General features: G+C 61.1%; 17 protein-coding genes and 3 pseudogenes. 10 read left to right on the forward strand and 10 right to left on the reverse strand.

Annotated features, from left to right (window positions below):
* Nucleotides 1-197: 197 nt before the first annotated feature.
* Both SPHV1_RS22155 and SPHV1_RS22160 read right to left on the reverse strand, forming a co-directional pair.
* Complete coding sequence (locus SPHV1_RS22155) at nt 198-782, reverse strand: TetR/AcrR family transcriptional regulator (protein ID WP_054948171.1); 585 nt, start codon at nt 780-782, stop codon at nt 198-200.
* A 69-nt stretch (nt 783-851) separates the two neighbouring features.
* A complete protein-coding gene (locus tag SPHV1_RS22160; protein WP_054948172.1) occupies nt 852-1,613 on the reverse strand; it encodes an SDR family NAD(P)-dependent oxidoreductase in 762 nt (253 codons plus the stop codon).
* 138 nt (nt 1,614-1,751) lie between these two features.
* Here SPHV1_RS22160 and SPHV1_RS22165 point away from each other — a divergent pair, with 138 nt between their 5' ends.
* The 4 genes and pseudogenes from SPHV1_RS22165 to SPHV1_RS22180 form a co-directional block, all read left to right on the forward strand.
* A complete protein-coding gene (locus SPHV1_RS22165; protein WP_054948173.1) occupies nt 1,752-2,261 on the forward strand; it encodes a VOC family protein in 510 nt (169 codons plus the stop codon).
* Entirely contained in the window at nt 2,258-3,610 is a 1,353-nt protein-coding gene (locus tag SPHV1_RS22170; RefSeq protein WP_054948174.1) for a VOC family protein, read from the forward strand. The genes SPHV1_RS22165 and SPHV1_RS22170 overlap by 4 nt, the downstream gene beginning before the upstream one ends.
* A gap of 54 nt (nt 3,611-3,664) precedes the next feature.
* A complete protein-coding gene (locus SPHV1_RS22175; RefSeq protein ID WP_054948175.1) occupies nt 3,665-4,861 on the forward strand; it encodes an MFS transporter in 1,197 nt (398 codons plus the stop codon).
* Between the two features lie 288 nt (nt 4,862-5,149).
* A pseudogene (locus SPHV1_RS22180) lies at nt 5,150-5,430 on the forward strand (IS701 family transposase); the annotation flags it as partial.
* A gap of 363 nt (nt 5,431-5,793) precedes the next feature.
* Here SPHV1_RS22180 and SPHV1_RS22185 read toward each other — a convergent pair.
* A pseudogene (locus SPHV1_RS22185) lies at nt 5,794-6,818 on the reverse strand (IS110 family transposase).
* A gap of 124 nt (nt 6,819-6,942) precedes the next feature.
* On the opposite strand from SPHV1_RS22185, the pseudogene SPHV1_RS22190 reads away from it, so the two are divergent.
* From SPHV1_RS22190 to SPHV1_RS25170, 4 genes and pseudogenes are all read left to right on the forward strand, one after another.
* A pseudogene (locus tag SPHV1_RS22190) lies at nt 6,943-7,704 on the forward strand (IS701 family transposase); the annotation flags it as partial.
* Nucleotides 7,705-7,802: 98 nt separating this feature from the next.
* The gene (locus SPHV1_RS22195; RefSeq protein WP_054948177.1) at nt 7,803-8,153 is read left to right on the forward strand and encodes a transposase; all 351 of its coding nucleotides are present in this window, start codon (nt 7,803-7,805) and stop codon (nt 8,151-8,153) included.
* Nucleotides 8,126-8,950 (forward strand): IS3 family transposase, encoded by an 825-nt coding sequence (locus SPHV1_RS22200; RefSeq protein WP_231634816.1) that lies wholly within the window; start codon nt 8,126-8,128, stop codon nt 8,948-8,950. Before SPHV1_RS22195 ends, SPHV1_RS22200 begins: the two co-directional genes overlap by 28 nt.
* 102 nt (nt 8,951-9,052) lie before the next feature.
* Entirely contained in the window at nt 9,053-9,229 is a 177-nt protein-coding gene (locus SPHV1_RS25170) for a hypothetical protein (RefSeq protein WP_156367424.1), read from the forward strand.
* 813 nt (nt 9,230-10,042) lie between these two features.
* Here SPHV1_RS25170 and SPHV1_RS22205 read toward each other — a convergent pair.
* From SPHV1_RS22205 to SPHV1_RS22220, 4 genes are all read right to left on the reverse strand, one after another.
* Nucleotides 10,043-10,975 carry a site-specific integrase gene (locus SPHV1_RS22205; protein WP_369817973.1) on the reverse strand — a complete coding sequence of 311 codons (933 nt, stop codon included), beginning with the start codon at nt 10,973-10,975 and terminating at the stop codon, nt 10,043-10,045.
* Between the two features lie 410 nt (nt 10,976-11,385).
* The gene (locus tag SPHV1_RS25905; RefSeq protein WP_054948179.1) at nt 11,386-12,090 is read right to left on the reverse strand and encodes a site-specific integrase; all 705 of its coding nucleotides are present in this window, start codon (nt 12,088-12,090) and stop codon (nt 11,386-11,388) included.
* Between the two features lie 179 nt (nt 12,091-12,269).
* Nucleotides 12,270-15,338, reverse strand: coding sequence for a MobF family relaxase (gene mobF / locus SPHV1_RS22215; RefSeq protein ID WP_054948180.1), 3,069 nt, complete (start codon nt 15,336-15,338; stop codon nt 12,270-12,272).
* A gap of 3 nt (nt 15,339-15,341) precedes the next feature.
* Nucleotides 15,342-17,747 (reverse strand): type IV secretion system DNA-binding domain-containing protein, encoded by a 2,406-nt coding sequence (locus tag SPHV1_RS22220; protein WP_054948181.1) that lies wholly within the window; start codon nt 17,745-17,747, stop codon nt 15,342-15,344.
* Between SPHV1_RS22220 and SPHV1_RS22225 the strand changes: the two genes are divergently transcribed.
* The gene (locus SPHV1_RS22225) at nt 17,746-18,081 is read left to right on the forward strand and encodes a hypothetical protein (RefSeq protein ID WP_054948182.1); all 336 of its coding nucleotides are present in this window, start codon (nt 17,746-17,748) and stop codon (nt 18,079-18,081) included. The two genes, SPHV1_RS22220 and SPHV1_RS22225, sit on opposite strands and share 2 nt — an antisense overlap.
* Nucleotides 18,082-18,545: 464 nt before the next feature.
* Complete coding sequence (locus SPHV1_RS25180) at nt 18,546-18,806, forward strand: hypothetical protein (RefSeq protein WP_156367425.1); 261 nt, start codon at nt 18,546-18,548, stop codon at nt 18,804-18,806.
* A 117-nt stretch (nt 18,807-18,923) separates the two neighbouring features.
* Here the strand turns inward: SPHV1_RS25180 and SPHV1_RS22230 are convergent, their stop codons facing one another.
* From SPHV1_RS22230 to SPHV1_RS22245, 3 genes are all read right to left on the reverse strand, one after another.
* Nucleotides 18,924-19,487 (reverse strand): hypothetical protein, encoded by a 564-nt coding sequence (locus SPHV1_RS22230; RefSeq protein WP_054948183.1) that lies wholly within the window; start codon nt 19,485-19,487, stop codon nt 18,924-18,926.
* Between the two features lie 495 nt (nt 19,488-19,982).
* Nucleotides 19,983-20,984: a DUF2493 domain-containing protein gene (locus SPHV1_RS22235; RefSeq protein WP_054948184.1), complete on the reverse strand. Its 1,002-nt coding sequence runs from the start codon at nt 20,982-20,984 to the stop codon at nt 19,983-19,985.
* A gap of 904 nt (nt 20,985-21,888) precedes the next feature.
* Nucleotides 21,889-22,183, reverse strand: a 295-nt coding sequence (locus tag SPHV1_RS22245) for a hypothetical protein (RefSeq protein ID WP_231634818.1), incomplete at its 5' end; no start/stop codon positions are given.

Raw genomic sequence — 22,183 nt, forward strand, 5'->3', positions numbered from 1 at the left:
GCCGCCAAACAATTCCGCCACTGATGCTTCATGAATAGTGCGGGCTAAGTGGCGCGCTTTACGAGTAGGAGCAAGCGAGCTTGAACTCGTCGTTTAGGGTGCAATCGGGATCAGGCGACGCATCAGGTGAGCACGCCATGTCTAGCATCACTCATTTTTCCGGCGGCGGTGCGGAGTCAGGATATGACGCATATCGCCTATAGGCTGTTTCGGAGATCGTCGAGTTCGCTCCGTAGAATGCGACGTTGAAATTCCGGCTGCCAAAGCTCGGGGTCGAATGTCGCGATCGCGGCAATCCCCGCGATAAGTGCCAGGAGCCGCGCCGACTGCACCTCCCGGCCACCGGCAGCCCCTAAGGGTATGGCGCTGCACTGGTCGAGCACCCGCTTGATAATTTCCCTTCCTTCACGCCCCCTCGTCGCTTGGGCCATTTGATAAGCAGGTTCTGAAAGTGCCGCTCCCCAGAATGCGAACCAGACCTTCCACGTCTTGCTGGATACCGGCTCTGTCGGCAGCATGATTTCGAGCGTGGCGAGCACATCGCTTCCGGCCGAGATCGCCTCATCGATCCGCACCCCGGTGAGCTCTATCGTCCGTTCAAACGCCTGTCGCAGCAACTCGGATTTGTTGCGGAAATAATGCGCGACCACGACCGCGCTGTACCCGGCACGACTTGCAATGGAGCGGACGCTTGCGCCCTCCAGTCCGCTTTCGGCGATCAGTTCGATGGCCACCTCAATGAGTTCAGCGCGTCTCTTGGCATGGTCCACATAGACCGGCATCCATTGCTCCCGTGGCGAATACCCACTCGCTGCTAGCACCAACCCCGCGGAAAGGCGAACAGCGGCGCCTCACCAGTTTCGGGCTCCGCCATCGATCAGCAAATCGCTTCCAGTGACGAAGCTGCTTTCGTCAGAAGCAAAGAAAAGCGCGCCATATGCGATATCCTCGGGCTTACCCACCCGTCCCAGCATCGTCGATTCTGTCACTGACCGCCTGAACGCTTCGTCCGACAGGTAAGTCGCGGTCTGATGCGTTTCTATGATCCCTGGCGAAATCGAATTGACCCGCAGCCCATATGGCGCGCCCTCTTGCGCCAGCTGGCGGGTCATGGCCAACACACCGCCCTTGGCCGCGCAATGGGCGAGACCGGGATGGCCGCGCAGCGACTGCCAGGCAGAGATCGAGGCCACATTAATGATCGAGCCACCCGATCGGGTGAGCTCGGACCACGCGGCGCGAACGAGCAGATAGACGATATGCAATTCCTGATCGATCGTCTTGTACCAGTCGTCGGCTGGCATCTGGTCAATCCAGCCGAAGTAAGCCATGGCAGCATTGTTGAAGAGGACGTCAATCTTGCCATAGGTCTCAACGGCCAGATCGACCAACTGCCTGCAATTCACAGGATCAGTCAGATCGCAAGGCTCAAGCGATACCATATGTCCGCCTGCCGCGATAACCTCCTCACACACCGCGCTGGCGCGCTCCACATTGACATCGCAACCCACAATTGCCGCGCCTTCGGCAGCAAAGAGCAGGGCTGCCGCGCGCCCCATGCTGCCGCCGCTTCCGGTAATCACGCAAACCTTGCCTTCCAGCCTGCCGACCATGCACCGTCTCCTTTCGTTCCCGCTATTGTTCCCGGCGGATAGGAACCTCTACCTCTCTGGACGTTCTATTACAACTGTAATAGAACGCTGCGGGACCGAGGCTTGATTCGGTTCATCATGCAAAAACAGGAGAGGTTGATGGAACAGCAGCTGATGGATCGCGACCCGAACACGCGAGGGATCGTCGGGTTCAATCACGTCGCGATGCCGGTGCGAGACGTGGATGAAGCGCTTCGTTTCTGGTCCTCTATCTTCGGCGCGATCCCGCTTGGCAAATATGAAAACGACACGTTCGGAATCGTGTCGATGCCTGGGAATTTCCTGCTGGGCTTCTCTCTTCAGCCTTCGGGATATACCGGCAGAAAAGCGGAATATCCGCATTACGGGCTAGATATCGACCCGGAACGGCTGGAGCCCATGCGCGAACGCTTGCTCAGTTTTGGCGTCCCTTGCGACCGGATCTGGACGCGCTTTCGGAACGAGGCGCTGATGTATTTTCGCGATCCGTCTGGCAACCTCTTCGAACTCTATTGCCATGAAGGCTTCAAGGACTCGAACAATATCGATCTCGGCCGCTGGTATGGCGGGCAATTCGAAACGGATCTTGAGGCTTTGAACTATTCCGCCTGGAACGATCCAGCCAAATGATCGCCGCCGAAAGGCCGGTTCTGAACCAGATCGCCCTGTCCGTCATGGACCTTGAAAAGACCGCCCGCTGGTTCACGGACGGACTGGGCTTTCTGACCGCCGGCGGTACCCGCCTGCTCATGAGCCTGCCCTTTTCCGGCTCGGCGCAGGGCATTCCCGGCGCGCGATCGACCTGCTGGTTCATGATAGGTTGCAACCAGCGGGCTCAGTTGGAGATGTTTCAGTTCACCCGCCCTCTTGGCCGCTGTATTCCAAATGACTTTCGCGCCTGCGACATCGGTTACTCGCGGATGGGCGTGCATGTCGCCGACTTCGATGAGACGCTCAAGCGGCTCGCTGCGCTGGGCAGCGCGCCTGTAGGTTCCGTGGTGGGACACCATGGCGTGCGCCGAGCCTGCGTGCGCAGCCCTGACGGCGTTTTTGTCGAGATCATGGAAACCGATCCGCTCCCCAATGCGCCCCGCTCCACTGTAGCTAGCCAGGCGACACTCAGATCCGTGACGCTTTCCACCCCGGATTTCGACGCATCGCTCCGCTATTTTGCCGCGATCACTGGAGCCGCGCCATCGCCCACGGCTTTGCATGACGATGCCCACGAAATCATCTGGGGCCTCTCCGGTGCTCAGTGCCAGCGCGCCACCTTTGACTGCGGCGAGATCATACTCGAAATCGTTTCATACTCCGATCCCATCGGCACGCCGCGGTCCAGCACCTACCGGATTTCCGACATCGGCATCCTGAATATCGGATTCGGCGTGCATTCGCGGCGAGCGCACAGGCGCATCTACCGACGGACGCTTGAACTTGGCGCCCAGCCAAATCGCGCGCCATTGGACTTCGGCGCGTGCGGCATGGTATATGTAAATGACCCTCTTGGGTTTTCCACCGAGATACTCTGGGCCAGAGAAAGTGTGACCTTTGGCTTCATACCCAGCCCGATCTCTTCTTCGGCCATACCGTGCGACCATGAATTGACGGAGACCATATTGCTGGCGGCCGCACCAGCCGAGGCGGAAGCGACGCTGGGAGCCGGTGATTTCGCCCCGCTTGTCGCGACCATTCGCAAGGTTTTCGCAGACCGCGCCGCCAGCGTAGCGATCGAGATCGGCAGGTCCGCAACGAACGACCGAGCCGTCCTCTATCGTGTCGCCAGATCTGGCTTGTTCGCCTATCATCTGGGGGCGATCGCGCTTGCTGCGGAGCAGGACCAAATAGGCCTTCGCTGGAACATGCGGTACCGCAGCAGGTTTCCCGGTCTTGGATGGCTTGCGAACCATCTCGCACGGCGGCGTTTGCGCGAGGGTTTGGTTGAGCTACGGCGGCTCTCTCGTTCCCAAAAGCAAGAATGAGCTTTTTCCTATTTGGCATTAGCGCCAGGCCTAAGGCTCGGCCACCTGCACATCATGGCCGACATGTTTCGATCCCTGCGCACGCCCCATTACCGCATCTGGGCGAGCGGCGCGCTCATCTCGAATATCGGCAGCTGGATGCAAAGGGCAGCCCAGGACTGGCTCGTCCTCACGCAGTTAACCGATCATTCGGCCGTTGCAGTCGGAATCACGACCGGTCTCCAATTTGGACCGCAACTCCTCTTCATGCCGCTCACCGGGGCGATCGCCGACAGATTCTCGCGGCACTCAGTACTGCTGATCACCAACGCGGCCATGGGTATCGCAGCCTTCCTGCTAGGCGCGCTCAGCTTGTCCGGCGAGGTTCAGCTATGGCAGGTCTATACCCTCGCAGGTGTCCTCGGATGCATATCTGCCTTCGATGGTCCCGCACGACAAACCATCGCGGGTGACCTTGTAGAGCAAGCGGATCTTTCCAATGCGATCGCGCTTAATTCCTCATCCTTTAACATTGCCCGTCTGATCGGTCCTGCCACGGCCGGTATTCTCATCACCGCAGTGGGAACCGGATGGGTCTTCATCGTAAACGCGCTGACGTTCGTGCCGATGCTGGCGGCGCTCATGAAGCTTAGGAATGAACTGTCGGGCCGCGGCGGTTATCGCGGAGTTAGGGTGGGCATGGCGGAAGGGTTCCGTCAGATCTTTGGACGCGCCGATCTGATGACGGTGCTTGCCATGCTGACATTCATCACCGCCGTGGGCATCAACTCCCCAATCTTCATAACTACGATGGTGACGAAAGAATTTCACGCCGGCGCCGAGATGTTTGGCCTCCTGACCTCCGCTTTGGCGGTCGGTTCCTTGATCGGCGCGCTGCTCAACGCCCACCGAGGGGATCCGAACATGACGGTTCTGACAGTCGGCGCGACGGCTTATGCCGTTTGCCTGGCGCTCGCCGCCATCGCGCCCACCCTCCCCCTTTTCGCGCTGGCCCTATTATGCCTGGGTGTGGCGACACAGACTTTCACGTCAAACTGCAACAGCTATGCCCAGATCTCGACCGAGCCGTCGATCCGTGGCCGTACCGTCGCGGTGCTGTTCGCGGTTCCCCTCGGCTGCGTACCATTGGGCTCCCTGCTCGTTGGCTACGCTGCTGACAACTGGGGCGCGCGATGGGGAATTGGTGTCGGAGCCGGCGCAGGTTCGCTCGCCGCGCTTACCGGCCTCTGGTGGATCCGATCCTTGCGCTGAGACCTTGGCGACGCTGCGCGGAACGGGGATCTCTGGGCCATCCTCCGCAGACGATGGGCACCGGCGCACATCAATTTTCCTCTTAAGAAATAGCCTTTCTGGACCGATCGAATAACCGCGATGATTGGTCCGCGCCGGGGAAATGACCTTCGGCGCCCCAACTTCGTAGGAGCCCCATAGGAGCACGTAGAAGCTGCACCAACATCGCCCCTCTCCAGCGTGCGAACCATACACAAGCCCTACCATTACAATTGCACATTGATTGAAAATCTGAATCAATGGGTCTCCATGGTAAGGAGGCCGTGGATGACGGTGCATCGATTGAGACCACGCTGGAGCTATGGGCATCGTCGCTTCGCGACATGACGGCTCGGATGCGCGACCTGTTCACGCAGGAACGAGTTGCAGCGTCAGCGAACCTCTTCCTGGATGGTTTGTTGGGCGACGAGCGCCGCAAGACGGGCTGGATGCGCGCTGAGGCGGCGGGTGATCCGGGGCCTTGGCGCCAGCAGGGCATTTTGGGCCGGGGGCGCTGGGACGCGGACGGGATGCGCGACATTGTGCGTGAGTCTTTTAATCGCTAACCTGTCAATCAGGCGCGGCGGGCATACCCCTCTGATCCACGATAGCGTTGTCGCAGATGCATGCAGGTCAATGTCTCGTCAGCTACTGGTCACCGATCGCGCCGTTTGTCGGGTACATGGTCTTTTACGCGGTCGGGTCATGCACGCCGCAGGATGGGTCTTCGTGGGCAGGATCTTCCGATGTGTTTAACGCAATTCGCCGGCAGTAGAACGGTGGCGACTGCAACTCTCGCAGCGGAATGATCCTGTCCGCGCCCCGACAGGGACGGCTCGGCGCGCCAGTTTCGTCAGACGCGAACTTTATATCCCAACAGCCGGTGAGTGGTGCTCCGCTCGGCTGACGTCAATTCATGCGGCGGTCGGCTCCGAATGTCTGAACAGCTCACCGGTCCGAAGCATGGTGTGCATGATAACCGCCAGCTTTCGCGCGACGGCGACAGCCGCCCGCTTGAATCCGATCTTTTCTTTCAGTTTGAGGCCCCACGTCCGCAGCGCGCTTTCTTTCCTGGTCCGCGTCATGATCGTGACCGCCGCTTCATAGAGGAGCGAGCGCAAATGATTATCGCCCCGCCGCGAAAAGTGGCCGTCATAGTAACTTCACCAGATTGGTATCGCCTGTTCGTCAGGCCTACCCATGCGCCCACCGACCGCGACTTCCTGAAGTTCTCCGGGTCTTCGATCGCAGCTATGAATGAGCTCGCGGTAACCACTCCGACGCCCGGGATCGATGACAGCAGTCGGCACTGATCACTCATGCGCGCAGACGCAATGAGCTGCTTGGTCAGTTCTGCTGTCCGCGGGCGAATGCTGAGCCAAGACTCGAGCAAGGGCAAAATGATCATTTCCAGCCCTGGATTGTCGGCAAGCAGCTCGCGAACATGGGACGCAAACAGCCGCCCCGCACCTTTGGGAACAATGAGGCCAAAGGTCTTCATCAAGCCGCGGATTTGATTGGATAGCTGGGTCGTCATCTTCAGCAGTTGTTTGCGGCCTGCAACGAGCGTTCGCGTCAGCATGCTATCGAAGGCTTTCACACGAACTTCGCGGTAGAAGCCAACCTCAGCCAAGTGAGACAGGCCGTCGGCATCATTGGCATCCGTCTTGTTTCGCGCCAGATCGAGCGCAGCCTTCGCATGACGAGCATCGATGCAGATCGCCGGCAGGCCTTCCTCGCGCAGGGCGTGGTAGAACCACACCGACAAGGGCCCGGTTTCAAATACAACCCGTGCTGCGTCTGGCGCCCGCTTGCGGACCATCTCGGCAATAAGCTTGGGGTCGGAGGGGCATTTGCCACGCCAGACCCGCTGGCCACCCTCGCGCACCGAGATGAATGTTTCTTTCAATGAAACGTCGAGGCCGATAAACTGCTCCATGGTTGTCTCCCGTCCGATGCTCGGCCCGGTCACCATCGTGAGCCCGTATTTCATCCTACCGGGGGGCAACCACCTGACCAGCGCATCCTGATCGCGTGGGAGCGCACCCCGCGATTACCCCATGTATGTTGTCGAGAACCTCGGCACACAGGACGCCGTTCTGGTCATAGATGAGACCGGGTTCCTTAAGCAGGGCTAGGCATCCTGTGGGGTTGCGCGTCAATATACCGGTTCGGCGGGCAAGATCACGAACTGCCAGATCGGGGTGTTCGCCGCCTATGTGTCGGCACGGGGTCATGCATTCATTGATCGTGCGCTTTATTTGCCCAAGAGTTGCACCGGCGATCCAACGAAGCTGGCTGCCACACACGTTCCCGAAACCATCGCCTTCGCCACCAAACCGGCTTTGGCTGTCGACATGATCGGGCGCGCGCTGTCGGCAAATATACCTTTTTCCTGGGTGGCGGCCGAAGCAGTATACGGCGTTGGCGACATAGAAGGCGCGCTGCGCCGAGCCTGTAAAGGCTATGTTCTCTGGGTCAAATCCGATCATTACTTCGGCTCATGGGCAAGCAAGCCTCTGGTCGCGGGCAAAGCGGAGGAGATTGCCCGTGATCTTGCGCCCGATGCAGGGCAGCGCCTGTCTGCTGGCGAGGGAACCAAGGGCGCGCGTCTTCATGACTGGGCTTATTGCGAACTCGCCGATCTCGAAGCTGATGAATATGATGAGACGAAATCGGGACTTTTGACCCGTGGCCTTCTTATCCGCCGCAATATTAGCGAAGGCGATCTCGCTTTCTTCACAACCTGGTGCCCCGCCGGGACAGGCATCCAGGCGCTTGTTTCCGTCGAAGGTCAGCGCTGGGCAATCGAAGACAGTGTTGAGTAGCGCTGAGAATTGACCCAGGAGTGGAGTGGGCCCCTGGGGTCGGACAGGCGGAAAAGGATAATTGACCGTGGGGTCGGGCTCTTGGAGAAGAGCCGATGCCGAGACATCGATCACATAGTTTGGAGTTCAAGCGGCAGGTCGTCGAGGAATACCTCGGCGGCGAGACGCTGCATGGTCTGGCCAAGCGTCACGATATTTCCCGCCAACTGATCCGCGTCTGGATCGAGACATACGAGGGTGGTGCGTTCGACGATGACGCCCGCTCCGCAGACCTTGTCCAGCAGTACGAGGCACGGATCGCCGCCCTCGAATGCCGGGTTGGCAAGCAGACGCTCGAGTTGGAGTTTCTAAGGGGGGCTCTGCGAAGTGCACACCGTCCGAGAAGCGGGATTACATCCGTCATCACCGGCCCTTCGGCATGTCCGTCGCGCGAGGATGTCAGCTGATGGGCATCGCACGATCGACCTACTATCGCGACCCGGCTCAACGGCTCGATGACGCAGAGCTGCTCGTCGCCATCACCGCGATTTCTGACGAGTTCGAAGCCTATGGCTGGCGCCGGGTCCGGGCTGCCCTGCAGCACCAAGGCATCATTGCCAATCATAGGCGGATCAAACGGTTGATGCGCGAGCACGACTTGCAGCCCCGCCGTCGCCGACGTTACGTCGCGACCACTGACAGTGCCCACGACCTGCCGATCTTTCCGGATCTGGCCAAGTCTGTCGTGCTGAGCGGCCCGGATCAACTCTGGGTCGCTGATCTCACCTACGTCGCCATCAACACCGGATTTGCTTACGTCGCCATCATCCTTGATGCCTGGTCGCGCAAGGTCGTCGGCTATGCCATTGGCCAATCCATCGATGCGCGCCTGGCCATCGCGGCCCTCAAGACCGCCATCGCAAGCCGCCAACCACCATCCAGCCTCGCTCATCATTCGGACCGCGGATCGCAATATGCGGCTGCCGCGTACAGGGAAATCCTGGCTGCAAACGGCATCGTCGGTTCGATGAGCAGGCGAGGAAACCCGTACGACAATGCCAAAGCCGAGAGCTTCATGAAAACGTTCAAGGTCGAGGCGGTTTACCCGATGGCGTTCGAGACCTATGACGACGTTGCAACTCTGCTTCCGCCATTCATCGAAGACGTCTACAACCGCCACCGTCTACATTCCGCTTTGGGCTATCTCAGCCCAGCCCAGTTCGAAGAGCAACACGCCCGCCTGATGGTCAAAACTGCCGCCTGACTTCTGTCCGACCACAGGGGCCCACTCCACAACCTCAACGAATTTCTGGCGCAGTGCGGTGTCGACGATATCGGGAGCTTCGTCGAAAAAGTGGCATTGCCGATGATCAAGGCGTTGGAAACGGCGACACCGAACCTGCGCTCGAGCGGACTTCGACTCTTCGACGACCTGATCGGGCGGGAAATGGACACGCTGGTAGAATTGCTGAGTACCGCCATCAAGCTACGCGAGGGCGACGCCTTCCTCCTCGGCGGCGGCGGTTGGACGATGGGTAGCTAACTAGCGGACGAGAACAAGCGCCGCGCTTGCAGCGGCCGCGAATGAGCACGCTCCTCCGACGACGAACGTGCTCGCGAAATCCGATCCGTCACTCCTCTCAGCGGGAGCGTTCAGGGCGGGCTTGAATGCCCGTTCCCCTGCTCAGCGCGCGCCACATAGAGCAAACGTCGAATGCTAGTTTCCGCGCTTCATGTGGTTGACGAGGAACAGATATCGACAGTGTTAATCGGGGAGCGGATTGAAGCAGTTATGGACCGATGCTGCCGGACCGCAAATGGCCCGCTCTTTGTTCGGAGCTGTCATTCGTCGTAACCGTTTAGAACCGCAACCAAGTCCAGGCCCCGCCGATCAGCGCCTGCCACCGCCGCCGCACTTCAGCGATCCCTGAATAGCCCGTATATTTCTGGACGCTCTCATTCCTAAGTTTGAGGACGGGAGGCGACGATGGGGAAACCCCAGCTTCAGTGATGAGTTCAAGCGTGATGCAGTGGCCTAGATCACTGAGGGCGGTTATCCGGCAGGCAGGTCTCGCAGCGGCTTGGCGTCAGCCAGCACTCGCTTTATGATTGGAATCGGCAGTTGGGCGGGTAAGTGTCTGGCGATACAAGCAAAGATGCCACTATCCGCCAGCTGAAACGCGAGCTGGCAAGGGTGATCGTGGAACGCGACACCTTGTAGAACTGTCCCCGACTGGGCCCGCTTGTGCGCGGTAGAAGCGGGTCACTTCTCAATCGCCATCAACAGAATGAACACCAAACATGCGCTCGGCCAGGCATGGCACGAGATTTGAACATTTGTTTCTTCAATTTTTGGTCAAAGAAATCCGTCGCCTGCATGGTCGTCGAACAAATCAGCCGAACGAACGTAACCCAAGAGCACTTCGACCTTCTTGTGACGCGACACCTCCTGCATCTTGGCGATGGTTGCGCCCGCGCGCGAGGCTTCCGTCAAAAATCCAGCTCGCAGCGAATGGCCCGCCACCTTCTCCGCGTTCAGACCGGCACGTCCCGCGTACTTCTGGATCAGCCGCGCGATTGAGCGGTCCGACATCGGCTTGTTTATCAGTCGGCCTTGCGGGTCGATCTGATAGAACAGCGGGCCCGCAGTCTTCCCACGGACCGCCAACCAGGCCGTGAGCCGCTCAACTGGCTTGAGTGCCTTGCCCACAGGGACCGCGATCACCTGCCCCTCCCCTTCCTGGTCGGTCTTCGAGTGGCGCAGCGTCAGTTTCAGGCCCTTGTCCAACATTTCCACATCGCGCCATTCGAGCGCGACCAGTTCCGAGCGTCGCAGCGCTGCCGCCATGCCCAGAGAGAGCACCGCCCGGTCGCGGATGGAACGGATGCCCTCCCCATCGGCCGCACCGATCATGGCTGCCAAATCCTTGGCGGTGATGGCCGCCTTCTTCTGAGACGGCCGAGTTCGTCGCTCCCGGCGGATCCCGGCCAGCGTATCGGCAATGACCATGCGTTCGTCACGGGCAGTCGGCGCGACTAGTCCTTCCTGGCGGTGCTTCCATCCGATCGCCGCGAGATGGCGCCCAATGGTGCTGTCGGCCCTGCCCGCCATCGCCAGCGCGGCGAGATAAGTCGCGACCGCCTCAGGCCGGGCCGGGCGCGGCTCGAGCCCGCGCTCGTCACACCAACCCTCGAACTGGTTCCAGTCGCTGGTGTAGGCGCGGATCGTGTTGGCGGCCTTGGCCTGGGCGCGAAAGGAGCGGGCGGCTGTGAGCTCGTCGCCCAACATTCGCGTTGGAACAGTGATTTCGTCCAGGGATGCTGGGGCGACGGACTGCAACGCGATCAGAACTCCGTTGGGGGCGGAATCCTCGCTTCCATTGGCCATTTCCCAACCTTTCCTGCAACAGATTCAGCCTGGACATACGCTCAAATCTACTGTCCGTGAAGAGCCATTATCGGACAGTGATCGGGCCGTACAAGCCGAGTATACGCTTGAGCGTGATAGTATATTTCATGGATCACGGCCCTCCCCCGTGGCAACTCGCCCTTGCGCGGCGCGAGGGGGCGCTGCCGTACCTGCGCGCCGAGGTGCCCGACGGGCTGGCACGGGCCTCGCTGCGCGGGATTTGGCGTATTCATGTTCGCGACTTTCCGCAAGAAGACCAAGGCCCCGAGCACAACCCCGGGCTCGAGGCTTCAGAGCTCACCCGCTCGTGGGACGCCGCCGAACGGCAGGACTTCCTGTCGTGGATCAGCCGGCGAGGCCCCTCCCCTCGCCCGGGCCGCGCAGCTCACCCTCGCGGCCAAGGACGCGCGCGGAGAGCTTCTCATCGACATTTGCGGCCCCCGACGGGGCGCTGGAACGGCTCGATGCCCTGCTGCCGGCGCGCGACCCGCTCGCAGCCCTTGCGTCGGCTGACGAAGTTTCGGGCATTGCCCACCCCGATTTCTGGCCAACTCTGCCAAAATTGGTGGCAACGGATTTCCCCGCCAGAACCGCAGACTCCTGACCTGCCGCAACATGCGGGCGGTCGCGTTGGAAGACGGCGCGAGTTTGCGCCCGTAGCGCAGCGCGGTGGAGGTCGACGTCCAATGCAGAGCCTGCACGATAGGCCCGGCATCCTCGCCGGTGGCGAACAGATCCAGGGTCAACCCAATGCACAGCAACCGCGCGTCGGCGTCGATGGCCTCTGCGACATCCTCGACGTGCACAGGCACCAGTTCGCCCGCGCGCAGGCCAGTGACATATGCCAGCGACAGCAGCGCCTTGTCACGGTGATCGGTCAGGCTGTCGCCGAGCGCCGCGAGCGCACCGTGCTCATTGAGCCCGCGGGGCTGATCAACGAGCGGATCCTTGACTGCGCCGCGGTACCGCAGCGACCGCGCCTGCTTTTGCGCCACGCCCTTCTAGCCCGCAGGCCGGCAAGCGTCAGCTTGACCAGCGAGGCCGACGCCGCCCCCTGCCCACCTGGATCCTTCAGGAACGCCACGATCGCATGCGGCCGGGCTGGCACGGTCTGCTCCCCCCTCCCCCAGCACGACGGCAACGTTCTGATCTGGACCGAGCATGGTGATGAACCTCACCGGCTGCGTTCGATGTTGCGTTCGGGTAGATCGACTTCCTTGGCTGGCTCGCAGGCTTTGAGGTGCTCAGTAAAACCAGCAGCCGCAAGGCTTGCGTCGTTCTTCGGAGATACAACGAGCTCATCGGGAATTGTCGGATTGAAGCCAGCTTTTCCCGGATCGATGCCGAGACCCGCGTCTCCGCCTGTTCCATGATTCAACTCCATCCTGACGGGGGCGCTGTTTGCGGAATCGGACATGACCTTTTCTCCGGTCATTTCGAGCGCGCTGGGCTTGTCACCGGCGTTGCGCGAGATGGTTTCCATCAGCCGGCCGCTGTCGTTGGTGACAATCTCGATGTCCTCGCGCACACGCGTCATCATCACGTAGGAGAGGCGCTGTGTCGCAAGGTTGGTTTCGGCGGAATGGAGGACGCCGATGCCCCTGTCGGTGGTCATGCCCTGCGCCTGGTGCATGTTGATGGCGTAGGCGAGCCCGAGACGCTCGAGCATCTTGTCGGAGCGGTCAATCTCGATGACCTGACCGCTGGAATTCTCGACCTTTACGTGCGTGTCCGTGATCGAGAGGACCTTGGCCTGGTCGGCGTTGTCGATCCCGCGCGGCTTGTCATTGGCGCCCCAGATGATCCGATCTCCCTCGTAGAGGGTGACTTGCTCCTTGTTGTAAAGCTGCAGGGCATCGGACTTGTCAGTTGGATCGATCTTCCGGGGATCGAAGCTGAATTTCACCCCCTTCCCGGTTTGAAGGAGAACCTGTCCCTTGGCGTTGACGCCAAGCACGTCATAGCGGCCGCGGGCGAGCCCACCCGACCCGGCATTGCGCGCGGTATTGCGCGCCACCTCGAGCACCTGCCCTTTCGCGTAAGTCTGCTGGTATCGCAGCTCCTCGCGCGTGGTGTTGACTTTCTCGAGCGTGGTCAGGGTCAACCCTTCGCCCAGAAGGGAGCCTTCAGCTTTGAGGCCATCCTGCGTGAGCTTGTTGAGTTCGCGGCGGGCGAGCCGCCCTGAAGCGTATAACGCTGTGCGCTCACGCTCCTCTCCGCTGAGAGCCAGCCATTTGTCGGCAGCCTTCTCGAGATACCGGTCGCCTTCGCTTTGCACGCGCGGACCAAGAACTTCGAAGGCCTCCCTGAACTTGCCTGCACGGCTGAAAGCGGCGACCTGCTGCATGTGCTCGGTCTTCTGGCGCTGACTGATGGCCAGCGTAGCCATCGCCGGCTCGTGACTTTGCACGAGGTGAAAGGCCTTGCCGGCATCGATCGACTGCAGCTGCTTGAAGTCGCCGACCATGATGAGGCGATCGACCTCGAAAGTGTTGGCGATCGTGACCAGGTTGTTCATGGCCTCGTTCGAGACCAGCGAGGCTTCGTCGAGCACGAAGACCCTGCCGGCAAGCTCTTCACGCGAGTGCTCGTAAGCATCGCCTTGTCCTGCCAGGGCACCCTTGAGATGGGCGTTGACGAAGCTGGAAACGGTCTGGGCCTTGATCCCGGCCTCGCTCCGAAGCGTGCTCACCATCTTGTTCGCAAACGCGAGGCCGACCGCTTCCCGTCCCTCTTCGGCGGCAAGGGTCTTGATGCCGCTGATGAGCGTGGTTTTGCCGGCACCAGCAATCCCCTGGATCACGACGATGCGATCACTGGTCGATAGCGCAAGCGTGGTGGCTGCAAGCTGCTCTGCGCTGGGCACATGTTCGCTGGGGATCGCCTTCAACCGCTCGCCGACTTCACGCCCTGCCATGATCGCGGTGCTGGCATCCCGGCCAAGGTCGATACCGGCGAGCAGCTTGCGCTCCTGTGCGACGTGCTGGGGCGTGGTGATGTGCGTGAATTCGCCGTCGAGCCGATGTGAGGCCCCCGGGATGAGTTGGCCCTTCTCGATCAGGGTCATCATCCTTTGCTCCGCACGATCGATCGTGACGCCCTGCAGGCCGTAATTGAGCGCGGTCTTGAGGATGTCACCCTTCGGGAAGGCGGCTTCGCGCTGTCCCAGGTGACGGATCGCCGAAGCTACGGCCAGTTCGGTCCGCAATTGCTCGGGCGAAATCAGGACCCGGGCAAGACCGTTGGTGAGAAGCGGATCGGCGGGCTGGAAGTAGGCACCGATCATGCCCTGGACGGAAGACACGATCTCGTGAACCCTGGCGAGGAAGCCGATCGGCTTTTCTGTCGTGGGGCCTGAACGTTCGAGTGCGCTGGCAACAAGGTCCTTGCCATCGAATCCGATCTTCGCGGCCGTTGCCTGCCACTCCTTTCGTAGCGCACTGCGGTCCTCGACATTCAGCTTGGCATCGCGCGTATTGACGACAACCCTGTCCTGGCCTTTGGGGGAACTGACGCCGATTTGCGCGGCCTTCGCCAGGATCTCTTCACGCCTTTGGCTGAAGGCCTCGAGGACGTTGGCAGGCACGCCCTTGATCTCGAACTGGCCATGCTTGCCGGTAATCTCGGTCTGGTAGCCGAGCTTGCCAAGTTCCTCGCGCATCCTGGCGTGGTAGGCAGCGCCGATCAGCGTGTTGTTCTTCCACAGCGGCGAATTCCACAGCGCTTGCCACTTGCCCTCCTTCGTCTGCGTGATCGCGGCGACGACGACGTGGAGGTGCCCTTGCGGATCGAGTTTGCGGCTCGTGTCGTGCTGGAAGATGGCGTAAGTGAGGTTTCCCGTCTTGACGGGTTCGCCATTGCGGTTGCGAGAATAGTCGCGCGTCTCGGCGAGGGTCTTCTCGACCCATTTCATGGTGGCTTTGACGGCCGCCATGTGGGCTTCGAGGATGCGCTTGTCGCCAGCGACGTAGGCCATCACGCTTGCGGACTTGGGCATCGAGAAGGTGAGGTCCGTGCCAACCTGCCGGTTAGCGACCTGGTTGACCTTGGTGCCGTCCGGCAATTCGCCGTTGAGGATGGCCTCGAAGGCCGCCGAAGTGACCTCCCCCGACAGCCCCAACACTTCGGCACCCTTCCCCGCCCAGGCGGACAGCTCGGAGGAATGCTCACCGGTGTAGTAGTCGTCCTTGCCGAAGTAGGCGGCAGCGCCGCCGGCGGATTTCACAGTTGCGACGGAGAGCATGGCTTAGATCTCCGGCTCGAAGTCGTCGCAGGCGTCAGGCTCGCGACTCTCCTGCTCAGTTCCAATGCCCAGGCGCTGTTCCTTGAGGATCAGGCTTTCGTCTTGGTCCCTGCCCTTGCCGGGAGCCTTCGCGTCCTGCCGTTGGTCGGTGACCTGGGGACGGTTTTTGTCGGCGGAATTTGTGACCCCGTGCCGAGGTTCATCCACCTTCCCGTCATCGGTCTGTTTGGGCTCAAGGAGGGCCGCAAAGCCGGTCTTGTGCATCTTGTCCGCGTGGGAATTGACGTCGCTCGGTCTGGCGGGCGCGCGCGGAAATTGCCGGGCGAGTTGTTCAGCCTCAATCTCCGCCTCGGTCTTGCCCTCGAGGGGATCTCCATCGGGATGGCGCTCGCCGTCCGCAGGCTTCGCGATCGGAATATCCTCGTTGGCAGGACCATCGCTTTCGCGGCCCTCTTCGCCCTTGGTTGAATCCTCATCTTCGTCCTCGTCGGGCACATATTCGCAGGCGCGCATCCTGGTCACCCGCTCGAAACCCTCGGCGACAGCCGGGTAGTCCTTCCAGGTGAGCTTGATCCTTGCCGCCGGGAACCCGTCAGGGAACTTCACGAAACCATGGAGAGCCGGCATGTCCTTGATGTCGTCGGGCATGACGAGATGCTGGACTTCCTTGCGCGGCGTGATGGTCGAGGCGTCGCGGGTGTTGTTGTACCCGTAGCTGTAGGCCTCATCCATCTGGCGCACCTCGCGGCTGCCGATGAAGTCCGAGCAGCGCTTCGCCGTCTCGAGATCAGAGGTCTTGAGAATGAGCTTGGTGCCGGCAAGCGAGGTGAGGCCGACAGCCCCGTTCTCGCCATAGGTTTCCGCCAACATCGCGAACGAGTGGATGCCCAGCACGAAGGCCCCGCCGACGGCACGCGCAGTCTGGAGACCATGTTCGATCGCCGGCAGGCGGTGCAGCGCGTGAACCTCATCGAGAAGGAACCAGGTGCGCAGGTTTCGCGTGCGTCCGATCCGAAACAAGGCGTTGACCGACAGGTCCATCCAGAGGGTCAGGAGCGGACGGTTGAGAACGAGGTCGTTATGGTTCGACGAGATGAACAGGATCGATCCTTCGTTCTCGGTGTCAGCCATCCAGCTATTGATCGAAAATCCCTCCTGTCCGGGCAGAGGATCGGGAATGAACCGCAGGGCGTTGGCGTGGGTGTTGAAGGTCGCCCGGATCGATTCTGCCATCTTAGCGGCTTGCGTCGCAACGAGCGGCGCAGCGACGGTGTTTTCAAGCTCCTCGCTGATGCGCTTCAGGTCCGCCTGCATCAGGTGATAGGCAAGAGCCCCATTGGAAAGAGCGCCCTTCTCGATCAGCTTCATGCACATCTCGACGAAGAGGGTGCGTGCGGCCTTTTGCCAGAAGTCGTCCTCGGCGTTGCGGCCACTGGGAATGAGCGCGGTGGCGGCCGAGAGGAAATCGGAATAGTTGCCGCAATCGGTGAAGATGGTCCAGGGCTGGCAGCGCGTGTCCATCGTGTTGAGGATCACATCCGTCTTCGGATTAAAGAAGCTTTCGATGAACGATCCGGTGAGGTCGAAGATGACGCAGCGATGCCCGCGCGCGCGGGCCTGCGTGACGATCTTCTTGAGTTCGGTGGTCTTGCCGGCGCCGGTGGTGCCGATGAGCATGGCGTGGCTTTGTTCCAGGCGCCAGGGACAGGGAAGCGTTGCAATCTGGTAGGGTGAATGAAAGCCTTGCCGGATGCGGTCCTTGAGCGGCATCCCAAGGATTCCGGCCGGGTCGGCCTGGGGGTCGCGACGCGCACATTCCTCGGTGAAGGATCTGGTGTTGAAGGCCCTGATCTGGGCGTCGAGTTCCGCCCGGTCGATGAGGAGTGAGCCGCGCTCGTGGCGTTCCTTGAGGATATCGGAGCCGCGCCGCCTCGAGTAGTCGATGAACCAGATAGTGAGCGGCGCGCAGATGAAGACAGCCCCCATGCCCGAGGCGGCGATCAAGTGCATGAACTTCGACCAGGCAAGGACCACTGCCGGGTGATACGGGACCCATGCCATGCGCCCTGCGACGACGGAATCGTCGGGCAATGTGAGGTGGACTTCCTTCATCGGATTGAGCGAAATCCAGCCCCACAATTGCGCGTAGATTTTCATCAGCACGAGCTGCAGCTCGTGCTCCTGGAAGTAGAAGAACATGATGATCGTGAAGAGCATCGCGGAGGTCGCCAGCCATGTGAAAAGGGGCACCCGGATGCCCGCCCATGTCATCGAGACTTCGTGCGAGAACAATTGCGATCCGCGCGTAAAGGTGCCCGCATTTCGGACAATCTCGCCGCGTGAAGAATGATGCTCGAGGGTGGCCGCTTTCTTGCTGAAGCGGATGTCTTCTGCCCGGCCCTTAAACATGGTGCTGCTCGACATTGCGCTGGGCGGATTTGAGGAGCGTGGTCAGATCGTCCTGACCGCCGGTGAGGGTTCGCTTGATGCAATCCTCGACAAGGATTTCGAGCGTGAACAGGACACGACTGAGGTTGACGCCTCTGCCTTCAATCAGAAGCGGGGCGCCAAACGCGATGATCTCCCGAATGGCTTGCGGTCGATCACAATTTTTAAGGTGCGCGACACGATCCACCAGCGCGACCAGGTCCGCTGGCATTCTGACGCCGATCTGCTGATTGACAGAAGTTCTATTCATAACAAGTCCCACTGGCTGTGGGACCTGGTTCGGTTATCGCAGTAGCATATTACGCACCGTGCGAAGCGGTGTCCATTGAGAACGCGGGATCAGGAATTACCACTCAAGTAGTTGATTTATTGCGCTTATCTGAGAAGAAGGCATTTTGATCCCATTTGATACCGTGGTATCATATGGGATCGCATTGATAACAAAAGGAAAAGCCACGGCGCAGCCGTATAGGGTGTGCTACTCTCAGGGACTGAGACCAGGTCTTGTCCTGACTGCCTCGGGTCTGCCTTCATGAAGGCCGTCAGGGTCACCTGTGGTGACCGGATCAGCCGCGAGGCTGGTCTTGCCAAGGGGCTGGAGACGCCTTGGCGGACGGCCGTCGGCGCAGTGAAATGCCGGGTCATGGTGGTCAGATATCCATCGGGATTTAGACGAAATTTTCCTGCAATTCGGTGTCGCAATCCGACGCGAAATCGGTGACCATGGTGCTGTCCAAATCGTCGAAAGGTGCAAGGCCGATGGCATCGAAAATCGATCGGGAACGAGAAGCGATCCAGCGAGCGGAAGCGGAGCTGGAGGAACGCAAGAGAAAGCTTCAGGAGATGGAGCGCGAAGAGACCGAGCGCGAGCTTCACAAGCTCGTCAGGAAGGTCGGCATCGAACAGGCGATTACGCTCCTGGGCATGGCCGTTTCGATGAAGCCCAAGAGGGCAATCGAGGTCCTTGAGGCCGCCGCTGGCGAAGCGGAACCGAAGGCGGCGGCGAAGCCGGTCGGCTAGGTCGGTCAACCTCAATTGAGCGGGACACCCTGACGCCAGAGGCGCAGGGGCTTGTGGCAAAAAATGGGCCGCCGGAGCAATGCCCAGGCGCCCAGAGATTTACCGGAAGGGGGAGGCTTAGCCCCAGGCCAGCATCGGTGTGGCGTTGCCGCAATCGATGGAACACATTCGCAGGAGAAATTCGTAGGTGGTCAGCAGGTCGTGCTCTTTGAAAAGTTCGATGACCATCGGCTTTGCGAGGCGATGCTGGATCTCGATTAAAGGGAGAGATCGTGTCACGCGGTTGTTGATGCCGAGGCAGTCGTGGACACGTTTGGCGCGCTCTCGCGACATAGCCAGGTCTGGCGATACCGCGAGATGTTGGCTGACCGAAATCATCGTTCGTCCAGCGTCATCATGATCCGATATGCGAACCGAGCGCCCATGATATTGAGCCTCTTCGACGACGTTGAGGGCGGCATCATTCCCGGCGAAGATCGTTGCAAACTGAGCGAGGGAAAAACAGCTTGGATTGAATTCGAAGTTGCAGGCGGTGCCTTCGATTTCACCGTCGTCGAGGTCGGCGATGAGGCCGTTGTCGATGAGCATGTTTGCGATCGTCGCGAGCTGGTGCGCGGGTATGTATTCGGGCTCCGAGGCGAGGGGCGTCTGGGTGTCGATGATGCGGAAGATAGTCAGCATGTCCTTACTCCTGCAGCTGGCTCATCTTTCCCTTTCCCCCTCCCCTTTTGGCGTTGGATCCCGGCCCGTGAGGAGATCGATCAACGCCCTTCGTCTCTCGCGCCGCGACCTCCCGATCAGGTGCATCGCAGGCGAGCCGGTGGGCCTGGCACCGGGCCGCAACGCGGCGAAGGTGCGGGGCCCATCGGCCAGGCCGTGATCCGGCAAGACAGACCGTCGCTGCATGGCGGCCGAAGGGCCGCGGGCAGCGCGGGACTGGCGCGCCGGCAACCGCCCTCGCCGCTTGCTCCGCAACCTCTCGACCAGGATGGAAGCTCCCAGTAGGCAAGGCATTGCGATGGCTGGATCCGGCAGGCGGATCCCTGGCCCCTATTTGATCTGACCGCAGGGCATATCCTGATCGCGGCGAAGGGGTTCGATGCCCCTGAGCCGCGCTTCAGCACAACGGAAAGAAGCGGGAGGCCCGGGCCGGAGCCCGAGCCTCCCTCTTGGCGCTTACGCGCAGCTGCTGCGCGGTGCAGGGCGCTGCTCGGCGATGCGGCGGACATGCAGCGGCACGCCCGCGGCACGAAGACGCTGCGCGAGGTTGGACTGGATGCCCGAACCTTCGCACACGATGGCCTCGACCGGACGCAGGCGCACGAGGTTTTCGTTGCGCTTGAAGGGCGCTGCGTTGCCGTGCGCGCTGTTGGGGACGAAGGCGATCGACTTCACCTTGCGCGCCTGGGCCCACCCTGTCGCGATGGCATCGACGCCCTTGCGCATACCGGTCGTGGCCAGCACCATTTCGGGGATGCGTGCCTTGATGTCATCGAGGATATCCCAGAGCATTTCATGGTCGTGCCAGACCTGCCCGCCCGACACGACGACCATCGGCCCGGTCGGCGCGTGGTCTTCGTTGCGCTGGCGGTTGCGGGCCGCAAGAAAGTCGCGCGCTGCAATCTGCGAGGCGGTTGCGCTGGTGCGGGAAACCTGCGAGCCGCGCGTGGCGGTGAAGGGTTTCCCGGTCTCGACGCGGTACACCTGCGAAGCGTGATCGCGCATGGCTTCGAGAGCTTCGCGGCATCCCTGCAAGGTGCGGCAAAGGAGCTGCGTGTCCTCCATCTCGACGGCATGGATTTCCGAGTTGTCGTTGTAGCGGGCCAGTTCGCCCAGCTTCTTGGCAGCATCGTCCTCGCGACCCTCGGCGATGCGGGCGGTCATGTGGAATGAGTTGACGAAGCCCCACACGATTTGCTGCGCGAATTCCTCCATGCGGGTGCCGCGAAAGACGTCGAAGATCGTGCCGACGGCGAGTTCGACAGCCGCGCGGGCCATGTCCGGATCGGGCATTTCGCTCGCCTCGGGTTCGGCCATGATCGAGAGCTTGGCGAGTTCGCTGTGTTCGATGAAGGCACCGTCATAGGTCGCGGCGTGGACTTCGTTGTCTGCAGCCCTGGCGATGCGGTCGTTGGCGAGAATACCGGCGAGATCGGCGAACGAAGTGAACCTGGTCATGCTAAGCCTTTCGTTTTTTCGTCATCTTCTTGATGACCCTCATCATCAGGAGCGCGGTGGTCAGGAGGTCAGGGACGTTAAGCTGGAAAGCCGGAGCGAAAGCGCAGGACCCGGCTTAACGCCGCGCGAGCGGGCCGCGGGGGAGCCGATTTTCTCGGCGCGCAGCGTCGTGAAAATTGGGGGAACCGCGGATCCTTGACCGAGGCCAGGCCCGCGCGCCAAACTTGGACTAACAGTGAGAGTATATTGGTTTGAGGTTTGTCCGCGCCCGATACGCAAGGGCGGGGCATCGCTGCCGCTTCCGGGCGCGGCTACCCGCACAAGGGATCGCGACCCGAAGGGCCGAGACGGCTGCAGGCTGGCTCGGTGGAGCTTGGTCCGCCTGCAGCCCTGGAAGGGCCAGGGCGAAGCCGGGCCTGGCGCAATAGAGCCCGGTCACGCTTCAGCGTGATGTGCCCACCCCTTCCCTTGGCATGAGCAAGCCCAGGCATTCCCCTGAGTCACACCTGAAATTCCAGCACGGCCGCCTGATGATGAGTGCCTTGGATTTTCGGCACGCTTTGAGTGCGGCGACATTCTTGCTGGAAGAGGTGGAATGGGAGGGCGGGCGTTTCTCGAAGGAGGAGCAGCGCCGATTCAAATGCTATGAGACCTCGATGGTGGTTTCATATGGGCCGCCGTTTTCATCGGCACGCTGTAAGTCGGCACCTTTCTGTTGGCGGCAGCTGGGAGGCGAGTTCGTTTGGAAGGTGCGCCATCGTGTCGACGAAGCCATGCAGCACCATCCTGCGCCAAGGGATGCCTCCTAGTGTATCGCGTCGACGTGGGACCGATCCGCCCATCCAGGATTGGTACGGCAATGAGGGCGCCCGGCAGTGCCTGGCGCCCAAAGGACAGTCGTGGATCAGTGGATGCAAAGCTCGGCGCGCATGGCGTCCATGTCGACCAGGTGGGCGATGTAGAGGTGACCTAAAGCGAGTTCCACGATGACCGCCTCGTCGGCGGCGAAGATCCGGTAGGCTGCCTCCCGATCGAGGGCATCGAGGTCGATCGTGGCGAGGAAGTCGTCGCGCCGGTCAGCAAAGCGTTCGAGCGATTCCAGACGGCGGGCGGCGGCTTCGACGGTGCGCTGCGAAGTAATGTCGAAGAGGTCCATCTCGGGTCTCCTGCTTGAGCGATAGCGAAAGGGGGGGGGGGGG

The organism is Novosphingobium sp. KN65.2 (genome assembly GCF_001368935.1).
GTDB classification, from domain to species: Bacteria; Pseudomonadota; Alphaproteobacteria; order Sphingomonadales; family Sphingomonadaceae; genus Novosphingobium; species Novosphingobium mathurense.

Bases quoted from the DNA above. Each gene is read 5' to 3' on its own strand.
- SPHV1_RS22230 (WP_054948183.1), bottom strand. From the start codon at position 19,487: ATGCTGACTATCTTCCGCATCATCGACACCCAGACGCCCCTCGCCTCG.
- mobF (WP_054948180.1), bottom strand. From the start codon at position 15,338: ATGCTCTCCGTCGCAACTGTGAAATCCGCCGGCGGCGCTGCCGCCTAC.
- SPHV1_RS22155 (WP_054948171.1), bottom strand. From the start codon at position 782: ATGCCGGTCTATGTGGACCATGCCAAGAGACGCGCTGAACTCATTGAG.
- SPHV1_RS25180 (WP_156367425.1), top strand. From the start codon at position 18,546: ATGGCATCGAAAATCGATCGGGAACGAGAAGCGATCCAGCGAGCGGAA.
- SPHV1_RS22205 (WP_369817973.1), bottom strand. From the start codon at position 10,975: ATGTTGGGCGACGAGCTCACAGCCGCCCGCTCCTTTCGCGCCCAGGCC.
- SPHV1_RS22195 (WP_054948177.1), top strand. From the start codon at position 7,803: ATGCCGAGACATCGATCACATAGTTTGGAGTTCAAGCGGCAGGTCGTC.
- SPHV1_RS22175 (WP_054948175.1), top strand. From the start codon at position 3,665: ATGGCCGACATGTTTCGATCCCTGCGCACGCCCCATTACCGCATCTGG.
- SPHV1_RS25170 (WP_156367424.1), top strand. From the start codon at position 9,053: ATGATCAAGGCGTTGGAAACGGCGACACCGAACCTGCGCTCGAGCGGA.
- SPHV1_RS22160 (WP_054948172.1), bottom strand. From the start codon at position 1,613: ATGGTCGGCAGGCTGGAAGGCAAGGTTTGCGTGATTACCGGAAGCGGC.
- SPHV1_RS22170 (WP_054948174.1), top strand. From the start codon at position 2,258: ATGATCGCCGCCGAAAGGCCGGTTCTGAACCAGATCGCCCTGTCCGTC.
- SPHV1_RS22220 (WP_054948181.1), bottom strand. From the start codon at position 17,747: ATGTTTAAGGGCCGGGCAGAAGACATCCGCTTCAGCAAGAAAGCGGCC.
- SPHV1_RS22235 (WP_054948184.1), bottom strand. From the start codon at position 20,984: ATGACCAGGTTCACTTCGTTCGCCGATCTCGCCGGTATTCTCGCCAAC.
- SPHV1_RS22165 (WP_054948173.1), top strand. From the start codon at position 1,752: ATGGAACAGCAGCTGATGGATCGCGACCCGAACACGCGAGGGATCGTC.
- SPHV1_RS22225 (WP_054948182.1), top strand. From the start codon at position 17,746: ATGGTGCTGCTCGACATTGCGCTGGGCGGATTTGAGGAGCGTGGTCAG.
- SPHV1_RS22200 (WP_231634816.1), top strand. From the start codon at position 8,126: ATGTCCGTCGCGCGAGGATGTCAGCTGATGGGCATCGCACGATCGACC.